At 43.7% G+C, this 23,537-nt stretch carries 22 protein-coding genes and 2 pseudogenes; 17 read left to right on the forward strand and 7 right to left on the reverse strand.

Translation table 11 applies throughout. The annotated features are described in order from the left end of the window. Nucleotides 1-397: 397 nt before the first annotated feature. A complete protein-coding gene (locus FTT83_RS13215; protein WP_131273762.1) occupies nucleotides 398-1,489 on the reverse strand; it encodes a helix-turn-helix domain-containing protein in 1,092 nt (363 codons plus the stop codon). 233 nt (nucleotides 1,490-1,722) lie between these two features. Continuing rightward, a complete protein-coding gene (gene lipA / locus FTT83_RS13220; protein WP_131273761.1) occupies nucleotides 1,723-2,697 on the reverse strand; it encodes a lipoyl synthase in 975 nt (324 codons plus the stop codon). A gap of 342 nt (nucleotides 2,698-3,039) precedes the next feature. On the opposite strand from lipA, the gene FTT83_RS13225 reads away from it, so the two are divergent. Genes FTT83_RS13225 through FTT83_RS13250 form a run of 6 tightly spaced genes read left to right on the forward strand, consistent with a single transcriptional unit; the run spans nucleotide 3,040 to nucleotide 9,863 of the window. Further along, on the forward strand, nucleotides 3,040-4,002 hold the full coding sequence (locus FTT83_RS13225; protein WP_180160264.1) for a thiamine pyrophosphate-dependent dehydrogenase E1 component subunit alpha: 963 nt from the start codon (nucleotides 3,040-3,042) through the stop codon (nucleotides 4,000-4,002). Between the two features lie 15 nt (nucleotides 4,003-4,017). Continuing rightward, nucleotides 4,018-5,037 (forward strand): alpha-ketoacid dehydrogenase subunit beta, encoded by a 1,020-nt coding sequence (locus FTT83_RS13230; protein WP_004979604.1) that lies wholly within the window; start codon nucleotides 4,018-4,020, stop codon nucleotides 5,035-5,037. 1 nt (nucleotide 5,038) lies between these two features. After that, nucleotides 5,039-6,574, forward strand: coding sequence for a 2-oxo acid dehydrogenase subunit E2 (locus tag FTT83_RS13235; RefSeq protein WP_180176736.1), 1,536 nt, complete (start codon nucleotides 5,039-5,041; stop codon nucleotides 6,572-6,574). 11 nt (nucleotides 6,575-6,585) lie between these two features. Continuing rightward, a complete protein-coding gene (gene lpdA / locus FTT83_RS13240; protein ID WP_078426699.1) occupies nucleotides 6,586-7,986 on the forward strand; it encodes a dihydrolipoyl dehydrogenase in 1,401 nt (466 codons plus the stop codon). A gap of 11 nt (nucleotides 7,987-7,997) precedes the next feature. Next, nucleotides 7,998-8,783 (forward strand): acetoin reductase, encoded by a 786-nt coding sequence (locus FTT83_RS13245; protein WP_087012899.1) that lies wholly within the window; start codon nucleotides 7,998-8,000, stop codon nucleotides 8,781-8,783. 21 nt (nucleotides 8,784-8,804) lie between these two features. Continuing rightward, complete coding sequence (locus tag FTT83_RS13250) at nucleotides 8,805-9,863, forward strand: 2,3-butanediol dehydrogenase (RefSeq protein ID WP_004281883.1); 1,059 nt, start codon at nucleotides 8,805-8,807, stop codon at nucleotides 9,861-9,863. 330 nt (nucleotides 9,864-10,193) lie between these two features. On the opposite strand, the gene FTT83_RS16340 is transcribed toward FTT83_RS13250, so the two are convergent. Continuing rightward, complete coding sequence (locus FTT83_RS16340) at nucleotides 10,194-10,349, reverse strand: VF530 family protein (RefSeq protein WP_257234909.1); 156 nt, start codon at nucleotides 10,347-10,349, stop codon at nucleotides 10,194-10,196. Nucleotides 10,350-10,373: 24 nt separating this feature from the next. On the opposite strand from FTT83_RS16340, the pseudogene FTT83_RS13260 reads away from it, so the two are divergent. Next, a pseudogene (locus tag FTT83_RS13260) lies at nucleotides 10,374-10,550 on the forward strand (IS3 family transposase); the annotation flags it as partial. After that, nucleotides 10,532-11,295, forward strand: a pseudogene (locus FTT83_RS13265) (lipase family protein); the annotation flags it as partial. The pseudogenes FTT83_RS13260 and FTT83_RS13265, both read left to right, overlap by 19 nt. A gap of 294 nt (nucleotides 11,296-11,589) precedes the next feature. On the opposite strand, the gene FTT83_RS13270 reads toward FTT83_RS13265, so the two are convergent. Further along, entirely contained in the window at nucleotides 11,590-11,787 is a 198-nt protein-coding gene (locus tag FTT83_RS13270) for a hypothetical protein (protein WP_180044177.1), read from the reverse strand. Nucleotides 11,788-12,094: 307 nt separating this feature from the next. Between FTT83_RS13270 and FTT83_RS13275 the strand changes: the two genes are divergently transcribed. From FTT83_RS13275 to FTT83_RS13310, 8 genes are all read left to right on the forward strand, one after another. Next, nucleotides 12,095-12,643 (forward strand): lipocalin family protein, encoded by a 549-nt coding sequence (locus FTT83_RS13275; protein WP_180176735.1) that lies wholly within the window; start codon nucleotides 12,095-12,097, stop codon nucleotides 12,641-12,643. A gap of 138 nt (nucleotides 12,644-12,781) precedes the next feature. Beyond that, the gene (locus FTT83_RS13280; protein ID WP_180176734.1) at nucleotides 12,782-13,768 is read left to right on the forward strand and encodes an acyl-CoA desaturase; all 987 of its coding nucleotides are present in this window, start codon (nucleotides 12,782-12,784) and stop codon (nucleotides 13,766-13,768) included. Beyond that, complete coding sequence (locus tag FTT83_RS13285; RefSeq protein WP_180176733.1) at nucleotides 13,765-15,057, forward strand: NAD(P)/FAD-dependent oxidoreductase; 1,293 nt, start codon at nucleotides 13,765-13,767, stop codon at nucleotides 15,055-15,057. The genes FTT83_RS13280 and FTT83_RS13285 overlap by 4 nt, the downstream gene beginning before the upstream one ends. Beyond that, nucleotides 15,057-15,851, forward strand: coding sequence for a DUF1365 domain-containing protein (locus FTT83_RS13290; protein ID WP_111885228.1), 795 nt, complete (start codon nucleotides 15,057-15,059; stop codon nucleotides 15,849-15,851). The genes FTT83_RS13285 and FTT83_RS13290 overlap by 1 nt, the downstream gene beginning before the upstream one ends. Continuing rightward, entirely contained in the window at nucleotides 15,848-17,044 is a 1,197-nt protein-coding gene (locus FTT83_RS13295) for a cyclopropane-fatty-acyl-phospholipid synthase family protein (protein ID WP_086197547.1), read from the forward strand. The genes FTT83_RS13290 and FTT83_RS13295 overlap by 4 nt, the downstream gene beginning before the upstream one ends. A gap of 25 nt (nucleotides 17,045-17,069) precedes the next feature. Beyond that, nucleotides 17,070-17,849, forward strand: a complete 780-nt coding sequence (locus tag FTT83_RS13300) for a DUF1295 domain-containing protein (RefSeq protein WP_180176732.1) — start codon at nucleotides 17,070-17,072, stop codon at nucleotides 17,847-17,849. Nucleotides 17,850-17,857: 8 nt separating this feature from the next. Beyond that, nucleotides 17,858-18,907 carry a cyclopropane-fatty-acyl-phospholipid synthase family protein gene (locus tag FTT83_RS13305; protein WP_086197545.1) on the forward strand — a complete coding sequence of 350 codons (1,050 nt, stop codon included), beginning with the start codon at nucleotides 17,858-17,860 and terminating at the stop codon, nucleotides 18,905-18,907. A gap of 39 nt (nucleotides 18,908-18,946) precedes the next feature. Next, nucleotides 18,947-20,281 (forward strand): HAMP domain-containing sensor histidine kinase, encoded by a 1,335-nt coding sequence (locus tag FTT83_RS13310; protein ID WP_086197544.1) that lies wholly within the window; start codon nucleotides 18,947-18,949, stop codon nucleotides 20,279-20,281. A gap of 5 nt (nucleotides 20,282-20,286) precedes the next feature. On the opposite strand, the gene FTT83_RS13315 is transcribed toward FTT83_RS13310, so the two are convergent. From FTT83_RS13315 to FTT83_RS13325, 3 genes are read right to left on the reverse strand one after another with little or no spacing between them, the layout of a single operon-like run. Next, entirely contained in the window at nucleotides 20,287-20,973 is a 687-nt protein-coding gene (locus tag FTT83_RS13315; protein ID WP_166171898.1) for a response regulator transcription factor, read from the reverse strand. Nucleotides 20,974-20,984: 11 nt separating this feature from the next. Further along, a complete protein-coding gene (locus FTT83_RS13320) occupies nucleotides 20,985-21,482 on the reverse strand; it encodes a chalcone isomerase family protein (RefSeq protein WP_180044168.1) in 498 nt (165 codons plus the stop codon). Next, nucleotides 21,452-22,030, reverse strand: a complete 579-nt coding sequence (locus FTT83_RS13325; protein ID WP_180044166.1) for a nuclear transport factor 2 family protein — start codon at nucleotides 22,028-22,030, stop codon at nucleotides 21,452-21,454. Before FTT83_RS13325 ends, FTT83_RS13320 begins: the two co-directional genes overlap by 31 nt. Nucleotides 22,031-22,429: 399 nt before the next feature. Between FTT83_RS13325 and FTT83_RS13330 the strand changes: the two genes are divergently transcribed. Then, nucleotides 22,430-23,317 carry a diguanylate cyclase gene (locus tag FTT83_RS13330; RefSeq protein WP_180044164.1) on the forward strand — a complete coding sequence of 296 codons (888 nt, stop codon included), beginning with the start codon at nucleotides 22,430-22,432 and terminating at the stop codon, nucleotides 23,315-23,317. The last annotated feature ends 220 nt before the right edge of the window (nucleotides 23,318-23,537 follow it).

A 23,537-nucleotide genomic window follows, 5' to 3' on the forward strand; every position in this document is an offset into this window, starting at 1 on the left:
TTCAGCAAGTGTTTTTTCTGCTTTAATCGCAGCAAGTGCTACCTTAGCTTTAAAATCATTTGAATGATTTCTTCTTGGTCTACGTGCCATAAAATACTCCATATATTGATGTTTATAACATCATTTGGGGAGCAAAATATCACTTATAGGTGTTGTTCAAATTTCCTGATCCACCTCTGGGGCAATTTTAGAATGCCGTTGACAACGGCAAAGCTGTAGTAATGGCATGGGTACACCATCCAGCGACAAACTGGGTGTCAAAGCTAGGTAAGTGAATTACTAGACTTCACTGTAGTTAGTTCTCAATTTTAAATTTTATTAAAGGAAGTATGAAAGTCATACTTCCTTTTCAATCTTCTACACAATAAAACTTTAGAGTTGAAGCCAAAAATAATATTTAAATTAGGTTTGAAAAATAATTACGGTGGGCGCTATCTTGTGGTAAGAGTTCTAATAAGCGTTGTATTGCATCAATTCGATCATGTGTTTGCCCAATAATTCGTAATAATTGATCGATATCCTTTATTTGATAGATCAACTGGCTTAAACGGGCATCAAAACAATGTCTCCATGTGCTGAGTAATGGGCTTTCTGATTTAGATAAAAAGCTACCTTTATATAGCGAGAATGTACTGGATATAAGATTTGCATTTAATGATTGTTCAGCACGTAAAAAATCACATTGAACTTCACAGCTAAGCCTATAAATGCGAGCCTCAATTGAATGGGGTAATAAGCTACGAAGTTGTGAAAGCTCAGCCTTTAGGGTTTTTAGGCTGACACTACGCTCACCATAAAGGGCATAGTGTAACTCTTCTAAACAAATGCCATGGGGATACAAAGCTAAAATGCATAGTATTTCAATTTGACGGTGAGTCAAGTTCAATGTATGCCCATTAAATTGAACCCAAGGCGAGCCTAGTGCCTTAATGTATAAAAAATTTTGCTGTTCAAGTTTTATGGCGCGTTGTATTAAATCTGCACAGCGTTCAACTGCAAGCAGCCCTAAAGGCGTATGTTTTTTATATTTTGTGGAAAGGTTAATAATGCCATGAAATTGACCTGATGCTGGATCCCAGATCGGTGCGGCATAACAAACCCAATCACGAACACTGTCCATTTGGTTTTCATGAGAATAGACGCAACTTGAAATTTGGCTGTTCAAGGTCATACCAATCGCATTGGTTCCAACTGCCTGTGTAGACCAATGTCCGCCCTCAATAAAATGTACCTGTTCAGCAGAAGAAAGCATGGCTGAACTACTCCATGTCCATAAGAGAGTCCCGTGATGATCTGTAAGACCAATCGCCATATCTGAATCATCCGCTATTTTGAGTAAGTCAGCATAATTATGTTGAATAGAGCGGCGGAATAAAGACGTTTGATCTTCTTGAGGCAATGCTAAAACAGGGGCAGCATGCACAGTAGTTTGATTAATTAAATGGGTTGTTTGCAGCTTTTTTGCAGGTGGTGTATTGAACAGGTTCATATCATATTCCTTTATGATGAGACTGTAATATTTTTAAACTTTAGAAATGAGCTTCCAAATTTATAGTCATTTACGTCATTTCTTCTTGCTTCGATTTTAAATGCTTTTATCTTTGCTTGGTTAAATCATATCTTTTGGCTTTACCAGTCCTTGAGTTACTTTAAAAGTGTTCGTATGAGCTGAAAATGACTATTTCCATCTGAAATGTTAATAAACGTAAATAGGATAAAAATTCATTCGCTCATGTAAGGGTTAGGCACAGCCTCACCATGATACTGACGATCGGCAAAATAACTTGATCGTACCAATGGCGCACTCCAAATATTTTTAAACGCTAAGCGCTCTCCATGTGTTTGATAGTGCTTAAACTCTTGCAACGTAACAAAACGATGAATTGGCGCATGAGACTTAGATGGCTGTAAGTATTGACCGATAGTGACATAGTCAACGTGGTAATCTTTCAAATCATTCAATAACACAATAACCTCAGCCTCAACTTCACCTAAACCGACCATCAAACCACATTTGGTTGGGATGTCAGGACAGTAGTGTTTAAATTTTTTGAGCAAATCCAATGAATGCTGGTAGTTAGAGCCTGGTCGCATGGCTTTATACAGACGTGGAACGGTTTCAATATTATGATTAAAAACATCGGGTGGGTTTTGGCTCAGAATCTTCAGGGCAATATCTGCACGACCACGAAAATCAGGAACCAAAATTTCAATCAAAGTATTTGGGCTAATCTCACGAATTTCTCGAATGCAATCGGCAAAATGCTGTGCGCCACCATCTTTTAAGTCGTCTCGATCAACCGAAGTAATCACAACATACTTTAAGTTTAAATTCTTGACTGTTTCAGCCAAATGCTTTGGCTCATTAATATCTAAAACATGAGGACGACCATGAGCGACATCACAGAATGGACAGCGTCGAGTACAGATATCTCCCATAATCATAAATGTTGCTGTTCCACTGCCGAAACATTGCGGCAAGTTAGGACAAGCTGCTTCTTCGCAAACCGTATGTAGTTTTTGTTGCCTTAATAAATCCTTAATGATTTGGACTTCCTCAGGTTGACTAATTTTAGTCCGAATCCATTCTGGCTTTTTCGGTGTCGTTTCCGTTGGAACAACTTTAATTGGAATACGCGCCATTTTTTCAGCGCCACGTAACTTCTTTCCTGTTAATACTGTGTTATTTAAATCCATTTCAAACACTCCGTCGTTTAAAATAATTAATATAGACCCTGATATTAAATAAGCTGCTTTAACTGCATTAATAATATTAAAACAGGGCAAAAAACTTATCATATAAAACAAAGGTTGGTTAAAGGTTTGTTTTTGTATGTGATTGAACTATTGTAAAATTTTAAAAAAATTTTTAATTTCATAACCTTCTGTTTTTAATATTTATCTTATCTTTTTATGCATTATATTTTTTTAGTCTAATATGAAATTAAATAAAAATATTCTTATATAAATATACGATTTAAAAATCCAATTATTCAATTTTGGGTTTTCTTTTAAGCGTAGTGAATAAGGAACAAATATATGCAATTAACGGAAGAGCAATTGCTAGCAGCATACAAAAGAATGCGCGACATTCGTGAATTTGAGGATCGACTTCACGATGAAAACAATACAGGTGATATCCCTGGTTTCATCCATCTCTATAGCGGTGAGGAAGCTGTTGCCGTAGGGATTTGTGAAAATTTAACAGACAAGGACTTCATTACATCAACACATCGTGGTCACGGACATTGTATTGCTAAGGGCTGTGACATTCACGCCATGATGCTAGAAATTTTTGGCAAAGATGATGGTTTGTGTCGTGGTAAAGGTGGCTCAATGCACATTGCAGACTTAGATAAAGGCATGCTTGGTGCAAACGGTATTGTGGGCGGTGGCCCACCTTTAGCGATTGGTGCTGCTTTAAGTGCCAAAACACTCAAGAATAGTGGTATTGGTCTGTCATTTACTGGTGATGGTGGGTCAAATCAGGGCTTAACTTTTGAAGCCATGAATATGGCTGTGGTGTTAAAGCTTCCTGTCATTTTTGTTTTTGAAAATAACGGTTTTGGTGAAGGTACTGCACATGATTATGCAGTAGGCAGTAAAGACATTGCAGGTCGAGCAGCAGGTTTTGGCTTACCTGCTGAAAAAGTAGATGGAACAGACTTTTTTGCTGTGTATGAAGTTGCACAAAAAGCCATTGAACGTGCCCGCCGTGGCGAAGGTCCAAGTGTGATTGAAACAGTAACCAACCGTTTTTATGGACATTTTGAAGGTGATCCGGGGCTTATCCGTTCTAAAGAGGAACTGGATTATGTCAAAGAACATAAAGACCCATTGAAAATATTCCGTGAAAAAGTCAAAGGCAAAATTGACGAAGCCAAACTGGATGCGATTGATGCCCAGTCTAAAGCCAATGTAGACGATGCCGTTGCAAAAGCACGCGCAGCTAAGTACCCAGAAGTCTCTCAGTTACTTACTGATGTTTACGTCTCTTACTAAAGGAATAGTAGAAAAATGCCAAATAAAAGTTATCGAAACGCAATTAAAGAAGCAATTGAATTAGAAATGCGCCGAGACCCAAGTGTTATTGTGGTTGGTGAAGATGTTCGTGGTGGACATGGCGGTAAAAATACCGATGACAATAAGCTGGAAGGTTTTGGCGGAGTACTTGGCGTAACCAAAGGCCTATGGACTGAATTTGGCTCTGAACGAGTCATTGATACGCCAATTACTGAATCGGCGATTATCGGTATGGCGGCAGGTGCTGCTGCTACAGGTTTAAGACCGGTAGCAGATTTAATGTTTATGGATTTTTATGGCGTGTGTTATGACATGCTTTATAACCAAGCGGCGAAATTCCGCTATATGTTTGGAGGGAAAGCCAAAGCACCACTCGTTGTACGCGGCATGATTGGTGCAGGGTTTTCCGCTGCAGCACAGCATTCTCAATCACCATATAACGTGTTTGCCTCAGTGCCAGGCTTAAAAGTGGTGGTGCCTTCGAGTGCCTATGATGTGAAAGGACTGTTAATTCAGGCAATCCGCGATGACGATCCTGTCGTATTTTGTGAACACAAGTTGTTATATGACATTAAGGGCGAAGTGCCAGATGAGGCCTACACTATTCCTTTTGGTGTCGCAAATTACACCCGTGAAGGCACAGATATTACCATTATTGCCTTAAGCCTGATGGTGCATCGTGCCAATGAAGTTGCTGACAAGCTCGCAAAAGAAGGCATTTCGGTTGAAGTGGTTGACCCTCGAACCATTTCTCCATTAGACGAAGATGGAATTTTAGAGTCCGTGGCTTCAACAGGTCGCGTAGTGATTGTAGATGAATCTGCGGCGCGTTGCGGTTTCGGACATGATGTGGCTGCACTCATTGCACAGAAAGGCTTTCATTATCTTAAAGCACCAATCGAGTTAGTCACTCCACCACACTCACCCGTACCATTTTCACCAGTATTAGAAAAAGAATGGCTACCAAGTGTAGAACGCATCGAACAGGCTGTACGCAAGACGTTGGAGGCTTAGGATGAGCGAAATTAAAACTTTAGAAATCCCAAAATGGGGTTTGTCCATGGAAGAGGGTACGATTGCCCAATGGCTGATTGAGGAAGGTACGCAATTTAGTAAAGGACAGGAAATTTGTGAAATTGAAACCACAAAAATCGTCAATGTTCTTGAAGCACCTTTTGATGGCTTGCTACGCAAAATTATTGCTAAAGATGGTGACACTCTGGTTGTAGGTGGAGTTATTGCAATTTGTGCAGACGCTCAAGTTTCAGATACAGAAGTTGAAGCATTTGCACAGTCCTTAGGTGGAACACCTGCTGTAACAGAAAATAAAGCGGTAGCAGCGGTTCCTGAAAAAGTAGCTGTAGCTCAAGTTGAAACCAAAGTACAAGCTGCTCCTAAACAGAACAGTGTTGGTAATGGATCAAAAGCGGTGACTCAGGGCGGATATTCTATTCCTGCTGCGTTACAAGGCTACCAACAAAGCGATGATATTTTTGCAACGCCACATGCCTTGAAATTGGCTGAAAAGCATAATGTAAACTTGGCTCAGATTACGGGTTCTGGACGTGAAGGCCGTATCAGTGTTCAAGATATTCAGGCCGCAGTTCAAGCTGCTGGTGGTTCTTGGCCAGATGTACGTCATCAAGCCAGCACGAAAGCCGCGAAATCTAAAGCAGATGACAGTTATGTTCTAGCGACACCTGTTGCCCGCCGTTTGGCAAAACAATGGGGCATTAATTTGCATGATTGTCGCGCATCAGGTTCACGTGGACGAGTCTGTAAGGAAGATGTTGAAGCTGTATATCAACGGGAAAATCCTGTACAAGCTCAACATACTGAGTATGCGCATCCAACAGAGTCTGCAAAATTCACCACCGTAGCTATGAATGGTATGCGTAAAGCAATCGCTGCACGGCTACAAGCGGCAAAACGCAATGCACCACATTTTCGCTTAACGATAGACTTAAATGTTGAGTCGGTTCAGGTTTTGCGTCAGCAAATTAACAGTACTGTACCGCAAGTCAAACTGTCCATTAACGATATGCTGATTAAAGCTGCTGCTGCTGCACTGATTAAAGTTCCACAAGTTAATGTTCAGTTTGATGAAGAGAATCAGCAGATTTTACAGTTTGAACAGGCTGATATTTCGGTTGCTGTGGCCATCGAAAATGGACTGATCACGCCAATTATTAAATCAGCGAACCGTAAATCTTTGGCGCAAATTTCCAATGATATGCGCGATCTGGCGACACGTGCCAAAACTGGAAAACTAGCACCTGATGAGTTTCAAGGTGGCAGTTTCAGTATTTCCAATTTGGGAATGCTGGGTATTCAACAGTTTGATGCCATTATTAACCCACCTCAAGGTGCAATTCTGGCCTTAGGTGCAGCAGAGAAACGTGCTGTCATCGAAAATGATGAGATTGTTGTTCGTGAAATGGTGACTGCAACATTGTCTTGTGATCATCGTGTCATTGATGGTGCGTTGGGTGCTCAATTCTTATCGGCATTGAAGCAGTTTGTCGAAAACCCTGCATTAATTTTGGTGTAGGAGGAATAGCCATGTCAGATACACAATTTGATCTTGTGGTTATTGGTGCTGGTCCTGGAGGATATGTCGCTGCGATTCGCGCAGCGCAACTGGGATTAAAAACAGCAATTGTTGAAAAACAACACTTAGGCGGAGTGTGTCTTAATTGGGGATGCATTCCAACCAAGGCATTATTGAGCGGGGCTGCGCTTGCGCAGCAGTTCAAACATGCAGAGCAGTTTGGCTTTACTCTTAACGCGGTTGATTTTGACATTCAAAAACTGGTCCATCATAGCAGACAGGTTTCTGAGCAACTGGTACAAGGTATCGGTCAATTATTGAAAAAGAATCAAATCACTGTTTTTAATGCTGCAGCCCAATTTATTGCCAAAGAGCATTTAGAGCTTACAGATGCGAATGGTCAAAAACAGCAGATTTCTGCACTGCATATTATTGTCGCAACAGGTGCACGTGCGGCCAATTTGCCTCATATTCCTGTAGATGGCCATCAGGTCTGGAGTTATAAAGAGGCTTTAGTTCCAGACCAATTACCAAAATCTTTACTGGTCATTGGTTCGGGTGCTATAGGCAGTGAGTTTGCAAGCCTATACCAAGACTTAGGCTGCCAAGTCACCTTGGTTGATATTGCAAAGCAGATTCTCCCTAGCGAAGACATTGAAGTTGCGAAGTATGTACAAAAGCAATTTGAACAGCAGGGTATGCAGGTTTTAACCGAAGCGACTGTAAAAAAAATAGAAACTGATCAGGCTCAAGTACATTGTCATATTGAAACTGCCACAGGTGTGCAAATAATTACTGTTGAAAAGGTGCTTTCAGCTATTGGCGTGAAACCGAATGCTGAAAATCTTGGCCTAGAAGCTTTGGGAATTGAATTTGAGAATGGTTTTATTAAAGTCGACTCATGGTGTAAAACCAATGTAGTGGGCATTTATGCAATTGGTGATGTCGCAGGCGCACCGTGTTTGGCACACAAAGCCAGTCATGAAGCCATTCTTTGTGTGGAGAAAATTGCAGGCCTAAGTCATGTACATGCTTTAGATCGTACACAAATTCCGGGCTGTATCTTTACCCATCCGCAAGTGGCCAGTATTGGTTTGACAGAACAGAAAGCGAAAGCTGCGGGCTTGAATATCAATGTGGGTAAGTTTCCTTTACAAGCGAATGGTAAAGCATTGGCTTTGGGCGATAGCGCAGGATTTGTTAAAACCATTTTTAGTCAGGAAACAGGTGAATTGTTGGGTGCTCACATGGTTGGACATGAAGTCACCGAACACATTCAAGGGTTTGCCATCGCGAAATACCTAGAAGCTACAGATGAAAGCTTAGCGCAGGTCATTTTCCCTCATCCTACTTTGTCTGAGGCGATGCATGAGTCGGTCTTGTCGGCGATGCAACGTGCAATCCATATTTAAGGAGTCGCAACATGCCTAGAGGTTTAAACAATAAAGTTGCATTAATTACGGGTGCGGCACAAGGTATTGGACGCGGTATTGCCTTACGTTTAGCACAAGAAGGTGTTCATATTGGATTGGTCGATCTTCACCAAGAAAAGTTAAATACTGTTCAACAAGAGGTTGAAGCCTTTGGCGTAAAAGCCACCACATTTATTGCGGATATTTCAGATCCAATACAAATCAGTGACGCTATTAATCATGCAGAATCGACACTTAATGGTTTTGATATCATGATTAATAATGCAGGTATTGCACAAGTCAAAGCTTTGGCAGAAGTAACGCCGAGTGAATTTAACCAAATTATAAACATCAATGTCGGTGGTGTACTTTGGGGGATTCAAGCCGCAGCAAATAAATTTAAACAACGCCAACAGGCTGGAAAAATTATTAATGCATGCTCAATAGCAGGTCATGAAGGCTTTGCTTTACTCGGTGTTTATTCGGCAACTAAATTTGCAGTTCGTGCATTGACGCAAGCTGCGGCTAAAGAATATGCCAGTGTTGAAATTACTGTAAATAGTTATTGTCCGGGTGTTGTTGGTACAGACATGTGGGTCGAAATAGATCAGCGGTTCTCTGAAATTACAGGTGCACCAATTGGTCAAACGTATAAAAAATATGTAGATGGTATTGCTTTAGGACGTGCTGAAACACCAGATGACGTGGCTGCATTAGTTGCATTTTTAGCCAGCGAGGATGCAAACTATATTACAGGTCAGTCTATTTTGACAGATGGTGGAATGGTTTACCGTTAATATCAACATGAGGAATACACAATGAAAGCAGCTCGTTTTTATGATCGAGGGGATATTCGAATTGAAGATATCCCTGAACCGAAAGTACTTCCAGGCACAGTTGGAATTCAAGTTGCATGGTGCGGTATTTGCGGTACAGATTTACATGAATTCATGGAAGGCCCTATTTTTATTCCACCTTGTGGTCATCCACATCCAATTTCGGGAGAATCTGCACCTGTAACAATGGGACATGAATTTTCAGGCGTAGTTTATGCAGTTGGTGAGGGTGTAGACGATATCCAAATTGGACAACATGTCGTAGTTGAACCCTATATTATTGCGGATGATGTCCCGACTGGCCCGAATGATAAGTATCATTTATCAAAAAATATGAACTTTATTGGTTTAGGCGGACGTGGCGGCGGTCTTTCTGAAAAAATTGCAGTTCAACGACGTTGGGTACATCCTATTTCAAATGATATTCCCTTAGATCAGGCCGCATTGATAGAACCTTTATCTGTCGGTCATCATGCCTATGTCAGAAGTGGTGCAAAAGCTGGCGATATAGCACTGGTTGGTGGAGCAGGCCCTATAGGTTTACTTTTATCAGCCATTTTAAAGGCTAAAGGTCTCACGGTCATCATTACTGAATTGAGTGCAAAGCGTAAAGAAAAAGCGATAGAAGCGGGTGTTGCAGATTATGTGCTAGATCCATCTAAGGTTGATGTGGTCGCTGAAGTGATGAAAATTACGGAAGACCGTGGTGTTGATGTCGCTTTTGAATGTAGTAGTGTTAATAAAGTCATGGATACACTGGTGGCGGCGATGAAACCAACTGGTGTGGTCGTTATCGTTTCGATTTGGAGCCATCCTGCCACAATTAATGTGCATAGTGTGGTCATGAAAGAGCTCGATATTCGTGGAACGATTGCTTATGTCAATGACCATCAGGAAACCATCCGTTTAGTCGAGCAAGGTAAGATTAATCTAGAACCTTTTATTACCCAACGTATTGCATTAGATGATCTTGTTTCTAAAGGCTTTGAAACGCTGATTCATAATAATGAGTCTGCTGTAAAAATTATTGTTCATCCGTAGTAAAGCCTAATTTGAACGACTAATTTGAATAAGCTAGAAATAAACTCTATGTAGCTATTTCTAATATCTTTATCGATAGAGAATGAGTCTGTACGTACAGATTCATTCTCAAATTTACAGTGTTGAGTGCCAGTATGATTTTGATCATAGAGCCTAGTAAAGATAGAAAATAAGTTTTTAAATAAACCATAGGGATATAGACTAAATTTTGCCAGGAGAGTGGTGGCAGCCCACCACCAATTAAAAGGTGTCTACAAAATCATTGGCTATTCAATAAGTTTAGTTTACTGTTTAGTATAAAATATTAGGCTGAGGTTGGGGTTTTGAAAGCTACGATTTCTGTTTGGCTTTTTGGCGTAAGACATACAAATATAAGCTTTCTACTTTTTCACGTGCCCATGGTGTGGTACGTAAAAATCTCAATGATGAACCGTACCGGGTTTGTCGGAGACCAAACTTTCTGAGATGAGACGCATTGCTTCGCAAGACGTAGCGAAGCGTAGTGATCCGATGAAAAAACCTAAATATACCCCTGAAATCAGAGATAGAGCGGTTCAATTATTGATTGAATTTGAAAAAGATTATCCATCGAATTGGGCTGCGATTGTGCCTAAAATTGGTTGCACTCCTGAAACTTTACGAGTTTGGTATCAAAAATATTTAGATCCGCACCAGACTATCAGGGTTTAGGTACACCCAGTGGACATCCCTATATGAATGCTCAAAGTCAATTGCATACTGTAGTGTATGCTGTAAGGGCAACTCACTATTTAAAGCCTTATAAATTTAATAAAAATTGGTATGTCATGGGGCATAGCCAAGGAGGTGCTGCATCTCTTGCTGTTGCGGCATATGGACAAAAGACGCACCTGAACTTAATTTACGTGGGGCAATTGCCCTTGCTCCAGGCGGTTATCAATATGAAGGAATTGCGGAATATGTGGCAACTCACTCTCAAATCGACACCAGTGTTGCAGCATTTTTTCCAATCGTTCTTCTCGGGGCGGAAGCTGCAGATCCTAATCTTGCTCCAGCGAATTTAGTTAGCCCAGAAATGGGGGAAATTCTTAATCTGGCACGCGGTCGCTGTTTATCAGAATTACAATCTGATCTGAAGCAAGCCCCTAAAACTGTCTTTAAACCGAATGTAAATCTAGCCCCTTTGACCAATTATTTAAAGAAGCAGTCTATTGAGAATATGATACCCACTGTGCCAGTTATGGTTGTTCAGGGTGAGAAAGATCAGTTAGTGGATTCACGCGGTACTTATGCCTACTATCAACAAATCTGCCAGGTAGGAAAACCTATTGCGTTTTATCCTTTGAAAGAAGGCGACCATCGTGACTCCTTAAGACAAAGTGAATTCCTGATTGGAAATTTTATTAATTCAGTTGAAGAAAGGAAATCTGTAAATACCTGCAGCGTAAAATAGTATGGTAGATCCAAGAGTTTGAACTCAAAAAACTCTTATACAGAATTAAAATTTAGCATTTCAATTTTAAATATAAAAAATTGAAGTAAATCAATATGATGATAAATGGTTTTTTATTACTAAATGATAAAACCTCTTGTAACAGAGGATGCTGCGGACGTTTATGATCAAACCACAGAAATATCCAAGAAAATGCCAGTCAATTTCTTAACTGACTGGCATTACATCTTATAATTTATAATGAATTTTTCAGCGATTAGATCACTACTTTATCAATTCATGTAAATACACTAATTAGTGGGATTGATTTAATTCATTATCTGTTGCAGAGATAATAGATGCAAAAATTGGAACACCCACAATAATGGGGAATGAAAGGATCCATACGTCAATTGTTACTTGACTTGAAAATAAAAACTGGTTGACAAGAGCAGCCAAAATTAATAATGAAACTAAAATACTAGTGAATCGGATTACAAATTTGATAGGCATTTGCCTGCTCCTAGGTGAGTCTAGCTGTTGTTGTAAAGTATATACCTTATCTGACTGTCCTTAAATCCATAAATAGCTGTCCAGTTCATTTTACGTGGACAGTATCGTGATGTTGAGCAGATAAAAAAGTGGGGCTCAGCGAATGCTTACAGTTTTACGCTCCATTTGATAGAGTTATTGTACGGACAATAAGATTAATCCAGCTTAAATTATTCAATCACTAATACTGAATTTCACCATTTTGTCTTCACGCTTTGTTCACACCCACCTAGGTTATCTTAAGCCTAGAATACAACAAGGCTAAAAAATGAAGATGCTATTTAAATCTGTTTTTGCAGCGACAGCACTTGCCATCATCATCTTAAGTACAACGACTCGAGCAGAAACTGTTGCACCTCAGGCAGTCGATCAGGTAGATATCGAGCAGTATGCAGGCAAGTGGTATGAAATTGCGCATTTACCGATGTATTTTCAGCGTAAATGTGTCTCGAATATCTCTGCACAATATAGCGTTAATACCGATCAAACCATGCGTGTTTTGAATAGTTGCCGGATTGCCAATGGTGAGATGATCAGCTCTGAAGGTATTGCCTATCCGCAAAATAAGGGCAACAGCAAACTGAAGGTCAGCTTTTTGCCTCAAGCTTTAAGATGGATGCCATTTAGCAAAGGTCATTACTGGGTATTACGAGTAGACCCAGAATATAAAGTGGCACTGGTAGGTGGGCCAAGTAACAAATACCTGTGGATCTTGTCGCGTGAACCGCAACTGGATGAAGCCACTTATCAATCCTATCTGGAAACTGCAAAACATTATGGTTATGACGTGACAAAACTGATCAAATTGCCGCATTAATCTGTTACCCTTTTGCCGAACTGACCACGCTCTCTACACAGTTCGGCTTTTTTTTATTTACTTCACATAAAATTCATATCTGACTGATTACACTCATCAAATAGAATAAAGACAATCGCTTGAAAGTAGGATGAGTCCATGTTGAAAAGTCTGATGCGATGGATAGACAGCTGGTCTACACCCACACAGCCCAAAACACTGACAACTGAAAACAGTAAGATTCAGTGGCTGAGGATTTTACCCTTTATTCTATTACATCTGGCCTGTCTCGCCGTGTTCTGGGTGGGAGTGTCTTGGTTTGCGCTGGGATTTATGCTGCTGTTCTACCTGATCCGCATGTTTTCCATCACCGCTTTTTTCCATCGCTATCTGTCACACAAAACTTTTCAGACCTCGCGTCTAGTGCAGTTCCTGTTTGTTCTGATTGGCACCATGAGTGCACAGCGTGGTCCGCTATGGTGGGCGGCGCATCACCGTTATCACCACCACTATACCGATACCTTGCAAGATCCGCATTCCTCGACGCATGGTTTTTGGTACAGCCACGTCGGCTGGTTTTTAAATGAATATAATTTTGCCACGCGTAAAGAAGTCATTAAGGACTGGCTGAAATATCCGGAACTGATCTGGCTGGATCGCTTCAGTTTAATTGTGGTGCTGCTGACCGCAGGCGGAATTTATGCATTTGGGGAATGGCTAGCCATCACCTGGCCGCAACTCGGTACGTCAGGCCTGCAATTGCTGGTCTGGGGCTTTGTCATCTCTACCGTGTTACTGATCCATGCCACCTTGTGTATCAATTCACTGGCGCATCATTACGGCAGCCGGGATTTTGACACTGAAGATCAAAGCCGCAACAACTTATTCCTGTCCATTATTACCTTGGGCGAAGGCTGGCATAACAACCATCACTACTATGCTGGCAGTACTCGGCAAGGCTTTTACTGGTGGCAGATTGATATCACCTATTATCTGCTGAAACTCATGTCCTGGCTCGGACTGGTCTGGGGAATCAAACCCATTCCGGCAAGGGTCTATCAAGTCAGTAAAATTGCTCAGGCCAGAAAACAGAAAAAAGCCGCTACGACAGGCACTCACAAAATTCAATCGAAGGAATCACCATGAAAATTGCAATTATTGGTTCAGGTATTTCCGGTCTGTATGCTGCCTGGAAACTCAGCAAAGTGCATGAGGTCACGGTCTTTGAAAAGAATAACTACTTCGGCGGTCATACCGATACCCATCAGCTCAATATAGACGGTGAACAGGTCGCGGTGGACAGTGGCTTTATTGTGTTTAACGAGCATAACTATCCGCTGTTTTGCGCGATGCTGAAAGAACTCGGGATTCAATCGCAAAGCAGTGACATGGGCTTTTCCGTGAATAATCAGGTCAGCGGCTTACAGTACAATCCTTCAAAAAAATTCTCCCTGCTTTTCCGCCCACAAAATTTTCTGAATGCAGATTTTCGCGCGATGTTGTCGGATCTGTTCCGTTTCTATGCCGCCAATAAAGATCTGGATGTGGAACAAGTCGATGCACAACTCAGTATTGATGAGTATCTGAATCAGCATGGCTATTCCCAAGCCTTCCGTCAGGAGCATCTCTACCCGATGTGCGGGGCGCTGTGGTCCTGTCCGGTGGAGCAAGCCGGACAAATTCCCTATAAGTTTGTGGTGAGCTTTTTCCAGCATCATCGCATGTTACAACTGAAAGACCGGCCGTTATGGCTCACAGTCAAGGGTGGATCGGCTCGCTACGTTCGTGCGATTCAGTCCCAGGCCAATATTATCTTCCGCAAGACCGGCGTTCTACATGTCTCGCGGAGTGCCAATGATGTGCTGGTTGAAACAACACAGGGCAGCGAACGTTTTGACTGGGTCGTATTTGCCAGCCATGCTGACGACAGCCTGAAGTTACTGAAAGACCCGTCCGCGCAGGAGCTGGACGTACTGAGCAAGTTCCGCTATCAGGATAACCGCATGGTGGTGCATTCCGATACCCGCATCATGCCCAAATCCCGTCGCCAATGGGCCAGCTGGCATGTGCATGTGACCCCGAGTCAGGCCACCGAACAGACCCCATTCCAGCACAGTGGTATGCACTATGGTTTCAGTTACTGGATGAACCAGCTGCAAAACCTGCAATACAAAACCCAGGTCTTTGCCACCCTGAATCCTAATTTTGCCCTGGATCCTAAAAAAGTCTGGGTAGAACGGCATTACCGTCATCCGGTGTTTGATGCCCCGGCGATTGAAGCACAACAACGCTGGGCCGAGGTCAATACTCAGAACCGCACCTCCTACTGTGGCGCTTACTGGGGCTGGGGCTTTCATGAGGATGGGGCACGTAGCGCTTCATGGGTAGTCGATCAGCTATTGCAGCAGACCGAGCAGGCAGCTAGGAGCGCATGATGCAGATGTATCCACTGGCGATCGCCGCTGCCGAAATCCGGCATCGCCGTTACCTGCCCAAAGCCCATGCTTTTGAGAGCCAACTGACCTATCTCTGGTTTGATCCGGATCAACTCTCAAGCTTTACCCAAAAATCCTGGCTCTGGTCTTCCAGACACTGGAATTTCCTGACCCTGGATGAGCGGGATTTTCTGACCATGGAATGTGGTTCGATTCGGCAGAAGGTCGCACGCCTGCTGATCAAGCGGGAAAACTACCTATTACCGCATGCCGCGTCTATCCGGGTTCTGGCCTTGCCACGCACACTCGGCTTTCGCTTTAATTCTGTGGTGTTTTATCTGGTCTTTGATGCCACCGACCAATTGCTCTTTGTACTGAGTGAAATTACCAATACACCGTGGAATGAACGTCAGGTCTATATCCATGACTGCCGGCACAATGCAACTGAATATGCGCCGTACCAGAGTCACCAGTTTGATTTTAAAAAGGCCTTTCATGTATCACCGTTCATGCCGATGGTACTGGATTACCGCTGGCGCTTCAGCTTCTCTGATCAGCAGAACGTGATTCATATGCAGCTGTTTCAGCAGGGCGTGCTGCAATTTGATGCCACCCTGAAATTTTCTCTGCAGGCCATCACGGTTCCTTCACAGCAGTATCGCTATGCTGTGTTGAAAGTTCTTGAACCCTTCAGGATGGTCAGCGGAATTTATCTGCATGCCTTCCGTTTATGGAAAAAGAAAATTCCGTTTTACCGACATCCTAAAAAAGAAAAAGGAAACACATTGCGATGAAAACACTGTTAATGGGAGAGCAAAGCACACTGCCAGTGATATTGCGTCATTTGCTGAAATTGCGGCATGGTCAGCTGATTTTTAAAGGCGTCTGGAACGGGACAGTCGGCGAAAACAGTGATCTGCAGGCCGTGATTCAGGTGCATGATACCCGTCTGATGGAACTGTTGTTCCGTAATGGTGTGCTTGGTGCGGCAGAAGGTTTTATCCGCGGTTACTGGAGCAGTGAAGATCTGGTGGATGTGATCCGCATTTTGGCACGTAACCGCGATGTACTGGACCGGATGAATCAGAATGCAGTGGCCAAGGCCAGCCAGTTGCTGTTAAAGGCTTGGTACAAATCGCGCAAGAATTCGATTGATGGCAGCCGCAAAAATATTGCCGAGCATTACGACCTGAGCAATGACTTTTTCAAGCTGTTCCTGGATAGCAGCATGATGTATTCCAGTGCGGTATTTAAAGAGCCGGGTATGAGTCTGGAACAGGCTTCGGATTATAAAAAAGAGCTGATCTGCCAGAAACTCAAGCTGAAACCGATGGATCATTTAGTCGAAATTGGCAGTGGCTGGGGCGGTTTTGCCATTTATGCCGCGCAGCAGTATGGCTGTAAAGTCACCACCATCACCATTTCCAAGGCACAGTATGATGAAGCCGTGGCCCGGGTCGCTGCAGCCGGACTATCACATCGCGTCACTGTCCAGCTGAAAGATTACCGTCTACTGGAAGGCAAATACGACAAGCTGGTGTCGATTGAAATGATCGAGGCAGTAGGTGAGCAGTATTTGCCGACCTATTTCCGTAAATGCCGTGAATTGCTAAAACCGAACGGTTTGGCCCTGATTCAGGCCATTACCATTGAAGATGCACGCTATGCCAAAGCCCTGAATACCGTGGACTATATCAAGCGCTATATTTTCCCGGGCAGTTTTATTCCCTGTATTAGTGTCATGACCCAAGCCGCTTCCGAACAAAAACTGCGTCTCAAGCATCTGGAAGATATCGGTCAGAGCTATGCCCAAACCCTAAACTGCTGGCGTCAGCGTTTTCTGGAGCAGCGTGATCAGGTGCTGCAACTCGGCTTTGATGAGCGCTTTATCCGCATGTGGGATTTTTATCTGTGTTATTGCGAAGGTGGCTTCCGCGAAGGCGTGATCAGTGATGTGCATCTGCTGTTCGAAGCCAGTGCTTATTAAGCCGAGATAAAACAGGAGGGCTGACATGCTGCTGAATTTACTGGTGCTGAATGTCTTTATCATGTTCTGTAGCTGGCTGCTGGTGATCTATAACCAGCGTGCCGGACTGGTCGATGTGGCCTGGAGCTTTGGTATTGCACTCAACGTCATTATCTCGGCCTGGGTCATGGAAACTGCACCGCTGCTGGTTCGGGTTTTTCTGGGCGTGTTTAGCGGCATCTGGTTTTTACGCCTGACCTGGCATCTACTGCGCCGTTATGCCAATGAAACTGCAGAAGATACCCGTTATGCCAATATGCGCCGGGCCATGGGCGATTATCAGCATCTCGGTTTTCTGACCTTTTTTATGTTTCAGGCCGGTCTGGTGGTGCTGTTTTCCTATCCGATGCTTGAGCTACTGAGCATTCCAATCCAGCAGTGGAATGACTGGACACAGGCTACGGTATTTGTGGCAGGCATGATCATGCTGCTGGCCCTGATAGGGGAAAGCACGGCCGACCAGCAACTCTACCGTTTCAAACTGAATCCACAAAACCAAGGCAAAACCCTGGACCAAGGCTTATGGAGATATTCACGCCATCCAAACTATTTCTTTGAATGGCTGCACTGGTTTGCCTATCCAATCCTCGGTCTGGCGGCAGGTGTTTATGAATTATGGCTGTATCCACTGTTGATGTGGCTGTTTCTGTACTACATCACCGGTATTCCCTTTAGTGAACAACAGGCGCTGACACATCGCGGCGACAACTATAAAGACTATCAACGACGAACTTCAATGTTTATTCCGTGGCCACCCAAAGAGTAGGTAAATACATGGACTTTATGATTCAACAATCTTTAAAACTGATCGAAAGTGGCAAACTGCCCGATCCGGTGATTCGGACCGGCATTCGTACTTTAAGCAAAAAACGCCTGGCACAGGAAGGACGCTTCGACCCGGCACTGGCGGCACAGCGCTATATGGATGTGCTGCATATGCTAAAAAACAGCGAGATTGCCATCGAGACCGACAAAGCCAATGAGCAGCACTATGAACTGCCCACCGCATTTTTCCAGGCAGTACTGGGCAAACGTCTGAAATACAGCGCCAGCCTGTTTGAACACGCACATACCACACTGGATCAGGCGGAAGAAGCGGCACTGGCCAGCTATTGCCAGCGTGCACAGTTGCAGGATGGACAGGATATTCTGGAAATAGGCTGTGGCTGGGGTTCTTTCAGTTTGTACATGGCGGAACATTATCCCAAGGCTCGCATTACTGTGGTGTCGAACTCCTCGACCCAGCGCCAGTACATTCAAGAACAGGCCAATCTGAAAAAACTGGATAACCTGACCGTGATTACCTGCGACGTCAATGTACTGCAACTGGAAGCCGCTTCTTTCGACCGTGTGGTTTCGGTGGAAATGTTTGAACATGTACGTAATTACCAAAAACTGTTTGAAAATATTAGCACCTGGCTGAAAGCAGATGGCTTGCTGTGGTGCCATATTTTCTGTCACCGTTTCCTGCATTATCCGTTTGAAGTGAAAAATGAATTTGACTGGATGTCAAAATATTTCTTTAGTGGCGGTCTGATGCCTGCAGCCTCAACCTTCCTACATTTCCAGCAGCATTTGCAGCTGGAACAGCACTGGCAATGGGCAGGCACCCAATATGAACGCACCGCAAATGCCTGGCTGGAGAATATGGACCAAAAGCAGGTCGAGCTACAGCCCCTGTTTGAACAGACCTATGGTGCAGATGCTGCAATCTGGTGGCAGCGCTGGCGAATTTTCTTTATGGCCTGTGCCGAACTATTTGGTTATGACCATGGTCGTGAATGGGTGATCGGCCACTTTCTGTTTAAGAAAAAAGTCATATAATTGAACGATGAATCGGATGGGCCAGCGGGGAATAGACCAATGTTAAGGCTGTTTAGGGACAAACGCGATCATCCTTTGGGTGAGGTGTTTAACCGCTACTACTGGCTGCAAATCGGATTCATTGCCCTGTCTGTGGTGATCGGGATTGCCTGTAGTGCCTGGGTAATCAAGGGTTCCTTGCTCAGAACTGCGCTGGAACAGGAAATGTCACACTACTGGCAGCGGCTGGAACGTAATCCAGCTGCTGAACTGCCCGACACCAAAAACCTGTATGGTTACCGCTGGAACGATGTGCCGCCGGTCCAATTTCGCCACATGCAGCTTGAGCAAGGGGTGAACCGGCATTTTGTCGATGGCAAGGAGCGCATGACCGTTTATGGTGAAAAAGACGGACAGCATGTGCTGCTGGTGTTTGGTGAAAGCAACGTCAACAAGCTGGTCTGGCTGTTTGGCCTAGCACCGCTAATGGTCAGCCTGTTTGTGCTGTATAGCGTGCTGTGGTGGTGGAATCGCCGTGCGCGGCGCTATTTTTCCCCGATTACCCGCCTGGCCAATGCGCTGGAGCATATTGACTGGGAACACCAGAAAAATCAGGCTTCGCCGTTTCAGGACATCCGTACCGACTCCAATCTGGAAGCGGAATATCTCAAGCAGGCATTAGAAAAATATCATCAGGTGTTAAGCGAGTTTATTCAGCGTGAACGCGAGTTTACCGGTGATGTCAGCCATGAGCTGCGCACGCCACTGACCATTTTAAAGGGCAATGTGCAGCTGTGTCAGGCACGCTATGGCGACAACAAGTCCTTTACTCGCCTGCACAATACCATTGAAGACATGCAACTGCTGGTCGATACTTTGCTGGCTATCGCCCGCAATACCACCAATACTTTAAGTGCAGAACCGAGCATGCTGTCCCAGTTACTGGACAATCTGGTGCAGGATCTGGACAGCGTTAGCCATAACAAAGGCATGCAGATTGACCTGCAAAAAGACCTCGATGAGCAGCCGCGTAAACTTTATCCATCGATGACCAAAATGGTGTTTGGCAATATTCTGCGTAATGCGCTGAACTATTCGCAAGGCACAGAAATTGATGTGATTCTGCAAAAAAATAAAGTACTGATTGCCGATAATGGGGTCGGGATTCCTTTGCCGAATAATGCCAAAGTCCAGGAGCTGTCTGGACAGCAGCTGCAACTGGAAATCAAAGGACATGGCATTGGCCTGCAACTGGTACAGAAGCTGTGCAAGCAGTTGGGCTGGCGGGTGGAGCTGTTTGACCGGCAGTATTATCTTAGCACCCATCAGGATGTTGATCTGGCGATGACTACCGGACTGATTGTGGTGGTGTATTTAAACGAGGTTTCCGCTTGAAAAGCTTAAGCGTCTAAAGCGATTTTTAAACCGACACCAGATATAGTATGAATCAGCTTCTGCTCAAAAGGCTTGTCGACCATCTTACGCAGATTATAAATATGACTGCGTAAAGCATCACTTTCTGGTTCTTCATCGCCCCAGAGTTCCATCATGATTTCCTGTTTGGTCAGCACTTTAGGTGAATGGCGCATCAGCAGTTTAAGCAGTTTAAACTGAATCGGAGGCAGTTCAATGGTCTGCCCAGCCCGGGTCAGCTGCTGTCTGGCCGGATCTAGGATAAGATCGTGAATTTGCAGACGGCTACTAGAGACTTCACCCAGCGAACGCTTGATCAGGGCTTTGACTCGCACCACCAACTCGTTAAAGTCAAACGGCTTGACCAAGTAATCATCCGTACCGGAATTAAAGCCTTTGAGTTTATCGTCTAAGGTATCACGAGCAGTGAGCATCAGCACTGGCAGGTCCAAACCTTCTTCATGACGCAGCCATTCGCACAGTTCATAACCGGAACCGTCCGGCAAGTTAATATCTAATAGCAAGATATGATAGCGTTGCTGTTTCAGTAGCTGGCGCGCAGCATTCAGATTGCGGGCATGATCCACCACAAAATCATGTTCTTCCAGAAACTCGCATAAGGTAGAGGCCAGTTCATAATGGTCTTCAACCATGAGGATAAAATGTTTGGACATAGTCACGGATACTAATTTAATAATTGCTGTTTTAATTTAGCACTAAATGGCTGGGGACCAAGCCATATATTAAAATATTGCTGGGCCAGCGGATGCTGCAGCTGCCCTAAATTTTTCCGGTTGAGGGATAAACTCAGGGTTTGCGTGGCATGGCTGTATTTCAAGCGGTACAGATCACCTGATCTGACCGGACGATACAAATCGCTGATCGGATTGAAAATGGCCTGGATGTTGGGGTCTTTGACATTACGCTTGAGCAGATGTATGGCTGCACGCTTAAATGCCCATTCGGGAATATTCTGGGTATAGGAAAAGTCCATCTGGATCGTCTGCTCTTTCCAGGGCTGGTTACAGTTTTGGGCAAAATAACTGGCCATACCGACCTGTTTTTGGCCCACCATCAGCAGGCCATTGCCACATTGATTCAAGCTTTGCGCCTGCGCCCATGAACTAAAACTTCCGAGCAGCAGCGTCATGCCTATTGCGATTTTTTGAAAGGCAGTAGCCATGAATAGGCTCCTCCGACATAAGGCAAGGAACGGTACAGGCCATTGGCCGGGTCCCAGAAATCCTGCTGGAAAATAATCTTATTGTCCTCGTTAACCTTGATTTCACTGATGCCAAAAGAGTCCATACTGCGGGTCGTGCCGAACATTTTAAAATCATAGGCCATATGCCAGTGCACATAGGCAGAATCTTGATGATAAGAGGTGTTTAACAGCTTGACACTGACCTTACTGACCCGTTTGTTCATGCCCTGAAAATGCTGGACTAGATTTTGCCGGGATGAAAACTGCGACAGGGTATCGTTAATAAACAGCGGATCGGCATACAGCGAGCCAGCTCGTTCTACAAAAGCCGATGTGCCCAAAGTATTAAATGCTGAGGTAAAGCGGGTGCCAATATCCAGCGCTTTGGCCTCATCCAGGGCTACCCCCTGAACAGCGCTTCTGGATTTTGCATAATCGTTTGAATAACTGGGAATACTTTGACATCCGGCCAAAGATAGCAGCGGTAAGGACAAGGCTGCTGCTATTATTTTCTTAACATGTTTCATTATCACTGTCCGTCTTAAATTTATGTATTTACTCTAGATAAAGAGTCGTGAACAGAATGTGAAGAGCAAAGCTGTCCCGAATGTTAGTATCGCGCGATTCTAACCTTTGCTTTTAAGAAAGAGGGGCTTAAAAATCATTCATCATACCGCATGATGAAAGAGAGCCCCAAATGGCTCTGTATTTTCTGCTATCGGCGGGCTAAGTCCATTTATTCAGCTCGGATTTATACTTTTCCACATCGCTCTTATCTTAAATTCAACTTAATAAAAGACCACAAATCAAGTAAAATAAAAGTTAGATCAATAGTTTATCTGGATGCTGGCAGAGATGAAGTTTTAAATGCTGTAAATGACCTGTTGTTCGACCTATTCAATACGCTTATTTGAGATACTCTTTCTATGGATCAATTACATCACACTAAAAACTCTCAAAATGCAGCACTGATCGAGATCGATGAGGGCATTCGGCTACATATCACTTGGGCACAAAAAGTATTTCAATATCTCGTTTTAAAAACACCCGCCGAGCCACAATTTTCCGAGAAAGAGAGTCATTTATTGTGTCATTTTGGCAAATGGTTTCAATCAAATCACGCTAAATTTGAAAAAATCAATCCTGACAAGACTCGGGAACTGGAGCAGGTGCATTATCTGGTGCATCATCATTTGCATAATATATTTTCCAAGCTCAGAGACAATCAGTGCGTAGAGGCCGCTTTAGTCAGTCAATATCAAAAAAGTCAGAATGATCTACTGGAGCTACTGATTTATTTTAGAACCCATTTGATTACCCAAGCATTGCAGTATGATCCTTTAACCGGTTTGGCTTTAAGATATGGAATGGAGAATCAGTTCAGTAGCTTGCGTCAGAGTACTGAAAAAAACCAGAAAATAATGGCGGTCGGTTTACTGGATTTGGATCATTTTAAAGCAGTCAATGATCAATATGGACATCAGGCAGGCGATGAAGTTCTTGCCCATACAGCGCAGATACTGCGTGATTCTCTTCGAGACACGGACAACATTTTTCGCTTTGGTGGCGAGGAATTTCTAATCTTTCTAGAAGTGGACAATGCCGATTCCCTGCATGAGATTATCGACAGAATTTTTCAGTCACTGCATAGCAATCCGACCCGACTAAAAAGTGGTGAAGTGATCTATATCACCGCCACGGTCGGTATTATCCACGTCGAGCCTGATGAAACCATGGAAAAAGCCATTGCAAGAGCGGACCAGGCGATGTATTCAGGAAAGCAGCAGGGACGAGACCGGGCAGTCTTTGCATGACAAGATATTTTGTAGATTACTCGTCTGCTGGGTGTCTCATTCTTGACATACTCCCTCCACTTTCGACTAGCTCCTTGCGAAACTCGTTTCTCAGGGATTCTAAAAGCAAAAGCTCTTAGGTGACTTCCTCACGGATTTCACTTGCTTTCTGCTTCACAGGGCGACCTTTACCGCATCCACCCTCCACAGACAAAACGGTATGTCCTACCGCCAAAATGTT

The organism is Acinetobacter sp. YH01018 (genome assembly GCF_013420295.1).
GTDB lineage: Bacteria > Pseudomonadota > Gammaproteobacteria > Pseudomonadales > Moraxellaceae > Acinetobacter.

Excerpts from the sequence above, each read along its gene's own strand:
- FTT83_RS13215 (WP_131273762.1), bottom strand. The coding sequence starts at position 1,489 with ATGAACCTGTTCAATACACCACCTGCAAAAAAGCTGCAAACAACCCAT.
- lipA (WP_131273761.1), bottom strand. The coding sequence starts at position 2,697 with ATGGATTTAAATAACACAGTATTAACAGGAAAGAAGTTACGTGGCGCT.
- FTT83_RS13225 (WP_180160264.1), top strand. The coding sequence starts at position 3,040 with ATGCAATTAACGGAAGAGCAATTGCTAGCAGCATACAAAAGAATGCGC.
- FTT83_RS13230 (WP_004979604.1), top strand. The coding sequence starts at position 4,018 with ATGCCAAATAAAAGTTATCGAAACGCAATTAAAGAAGCAATTGAATTA.
- FTT83_RS13235 (WP_180176736.1), top strand. The coding sequence starts at position 5,039 with ATGAGCGAAATTAAAACTTTAGAAATCCCAAAATGGGGTTTGTCCATG.
- lpdA (WP_078426699.1), top strand. The coding sequence starts at position 6,586 with ATGTCAGATACACAATTTGATCTTGTGGTTATTGGTGCTGGTCCTGGA.
- FTT83_RS13245 (WP_087012899.1), top strand. The coding sequence starts at position 7,998 with ATGCCTAGAGGTTTAAACAATAAAGTTGCATTAATTACGGGTGCGGCA.
- FTT83_RS13250 (WP_004281883.1), top strand. The coding sequence starts at position 8,805 with ATGAAAGCAGCTCGTTTTTATGATCGAGGGGATATTCGAATTGAAGAT.
- FTT83_RS13270 (WP_180044177.1), bottom strand. The coding sequence starts at position 11,787 with ATGCCTATCAAATTTGTAATCCGATTCACTAGTATTTTAGTTTCATTA.
- FTT83_RS13275 (WP_180176735.1), top strand. The coding sequence starts at position 12,095 with ATGAAGATGCTATTTAAATCTGTTTTTGCAGCGACAGCACTTGCCATC.
- FTT83_RS13280 (WP_180176734.1), top strand. The coding sequence starts at position 12,782 with ATGTTGAAAAGTCTGATGCGATGGATAGACAGCTGGTCTACACCCACA.
- FTT83_RS13285 (WP_180176733.1), top strand. The coding sequence starts at position 13,765 with ATGAAAATTGCAATTATTGGTTCAGGTATTTCCGGTCTGTATGCTGCC.
- FTT83_RS13290 (WP_111885228.1), top strand. The coding sequence starts at position 15,057 with ATGCAGATGTATCCACTGGCGATCGCCGCTGCCGAAATCCGGCATCGC.
- FTT83_RS13295 (WP_086197547.1), top strand. The coding sequence starts at position 15,848 with ATGAAAACACTGTTAATGGGAGAGCAAAGCACACTGCCAGTGATATTG.
- FTT83_RS13300 (WP_180176732.1), top strand. The coding sequence starts at position 17,070 with ATGCTGCTGAATTTACTGGTGCTGAATGTCTTTATCATGTTCTGTAGC.
- FTT83_RS13305 (WP_086197545.1), top strand. The coding sequence starts at position 17,858 with ATGGACTTTATGATTCAACAATCTTTAAAACTGATCGAAAGTGGCAAA.
- FTT83_RS13310 (WP_086197544.1), top strand. The coding sequence starts at position 18,947 with ATGTTAAGGCTGTTTAGGGACAAACGCGATCATCCTTTGGGTGAGGTG.
- FTT83_RS13315 (WP_166171898.1), bottom strand. The coding sequence starts at position 20,973 with ATGTCCAAACATTTTATCCTCATGGTTGAAGACCATTATGAACTGGCC.
- FTT83_RS13320 (WP_180044168.1), bottom strand. The coding sequence starts at position 21,482 with ATGGCTACTGCCTTTCAAAAAATCGCAATAGGCATGACGCTGCTGCTC.
- FTT83_RS13325 (WP_180044166.1), bottom strand. The coding sequence starts at position 22,030 with ATGAAACATGTTAAGAAAATAATAGCAGCAGCCTTGTCCTTACCGCTG.
- FTT83_RS13330 (WP_180044164.1), top strand. The coding sequence starts at position 22,430 with ATGGATCAATTACATCACACTAAAAACTCTCAAAATGCAGCACTGATC.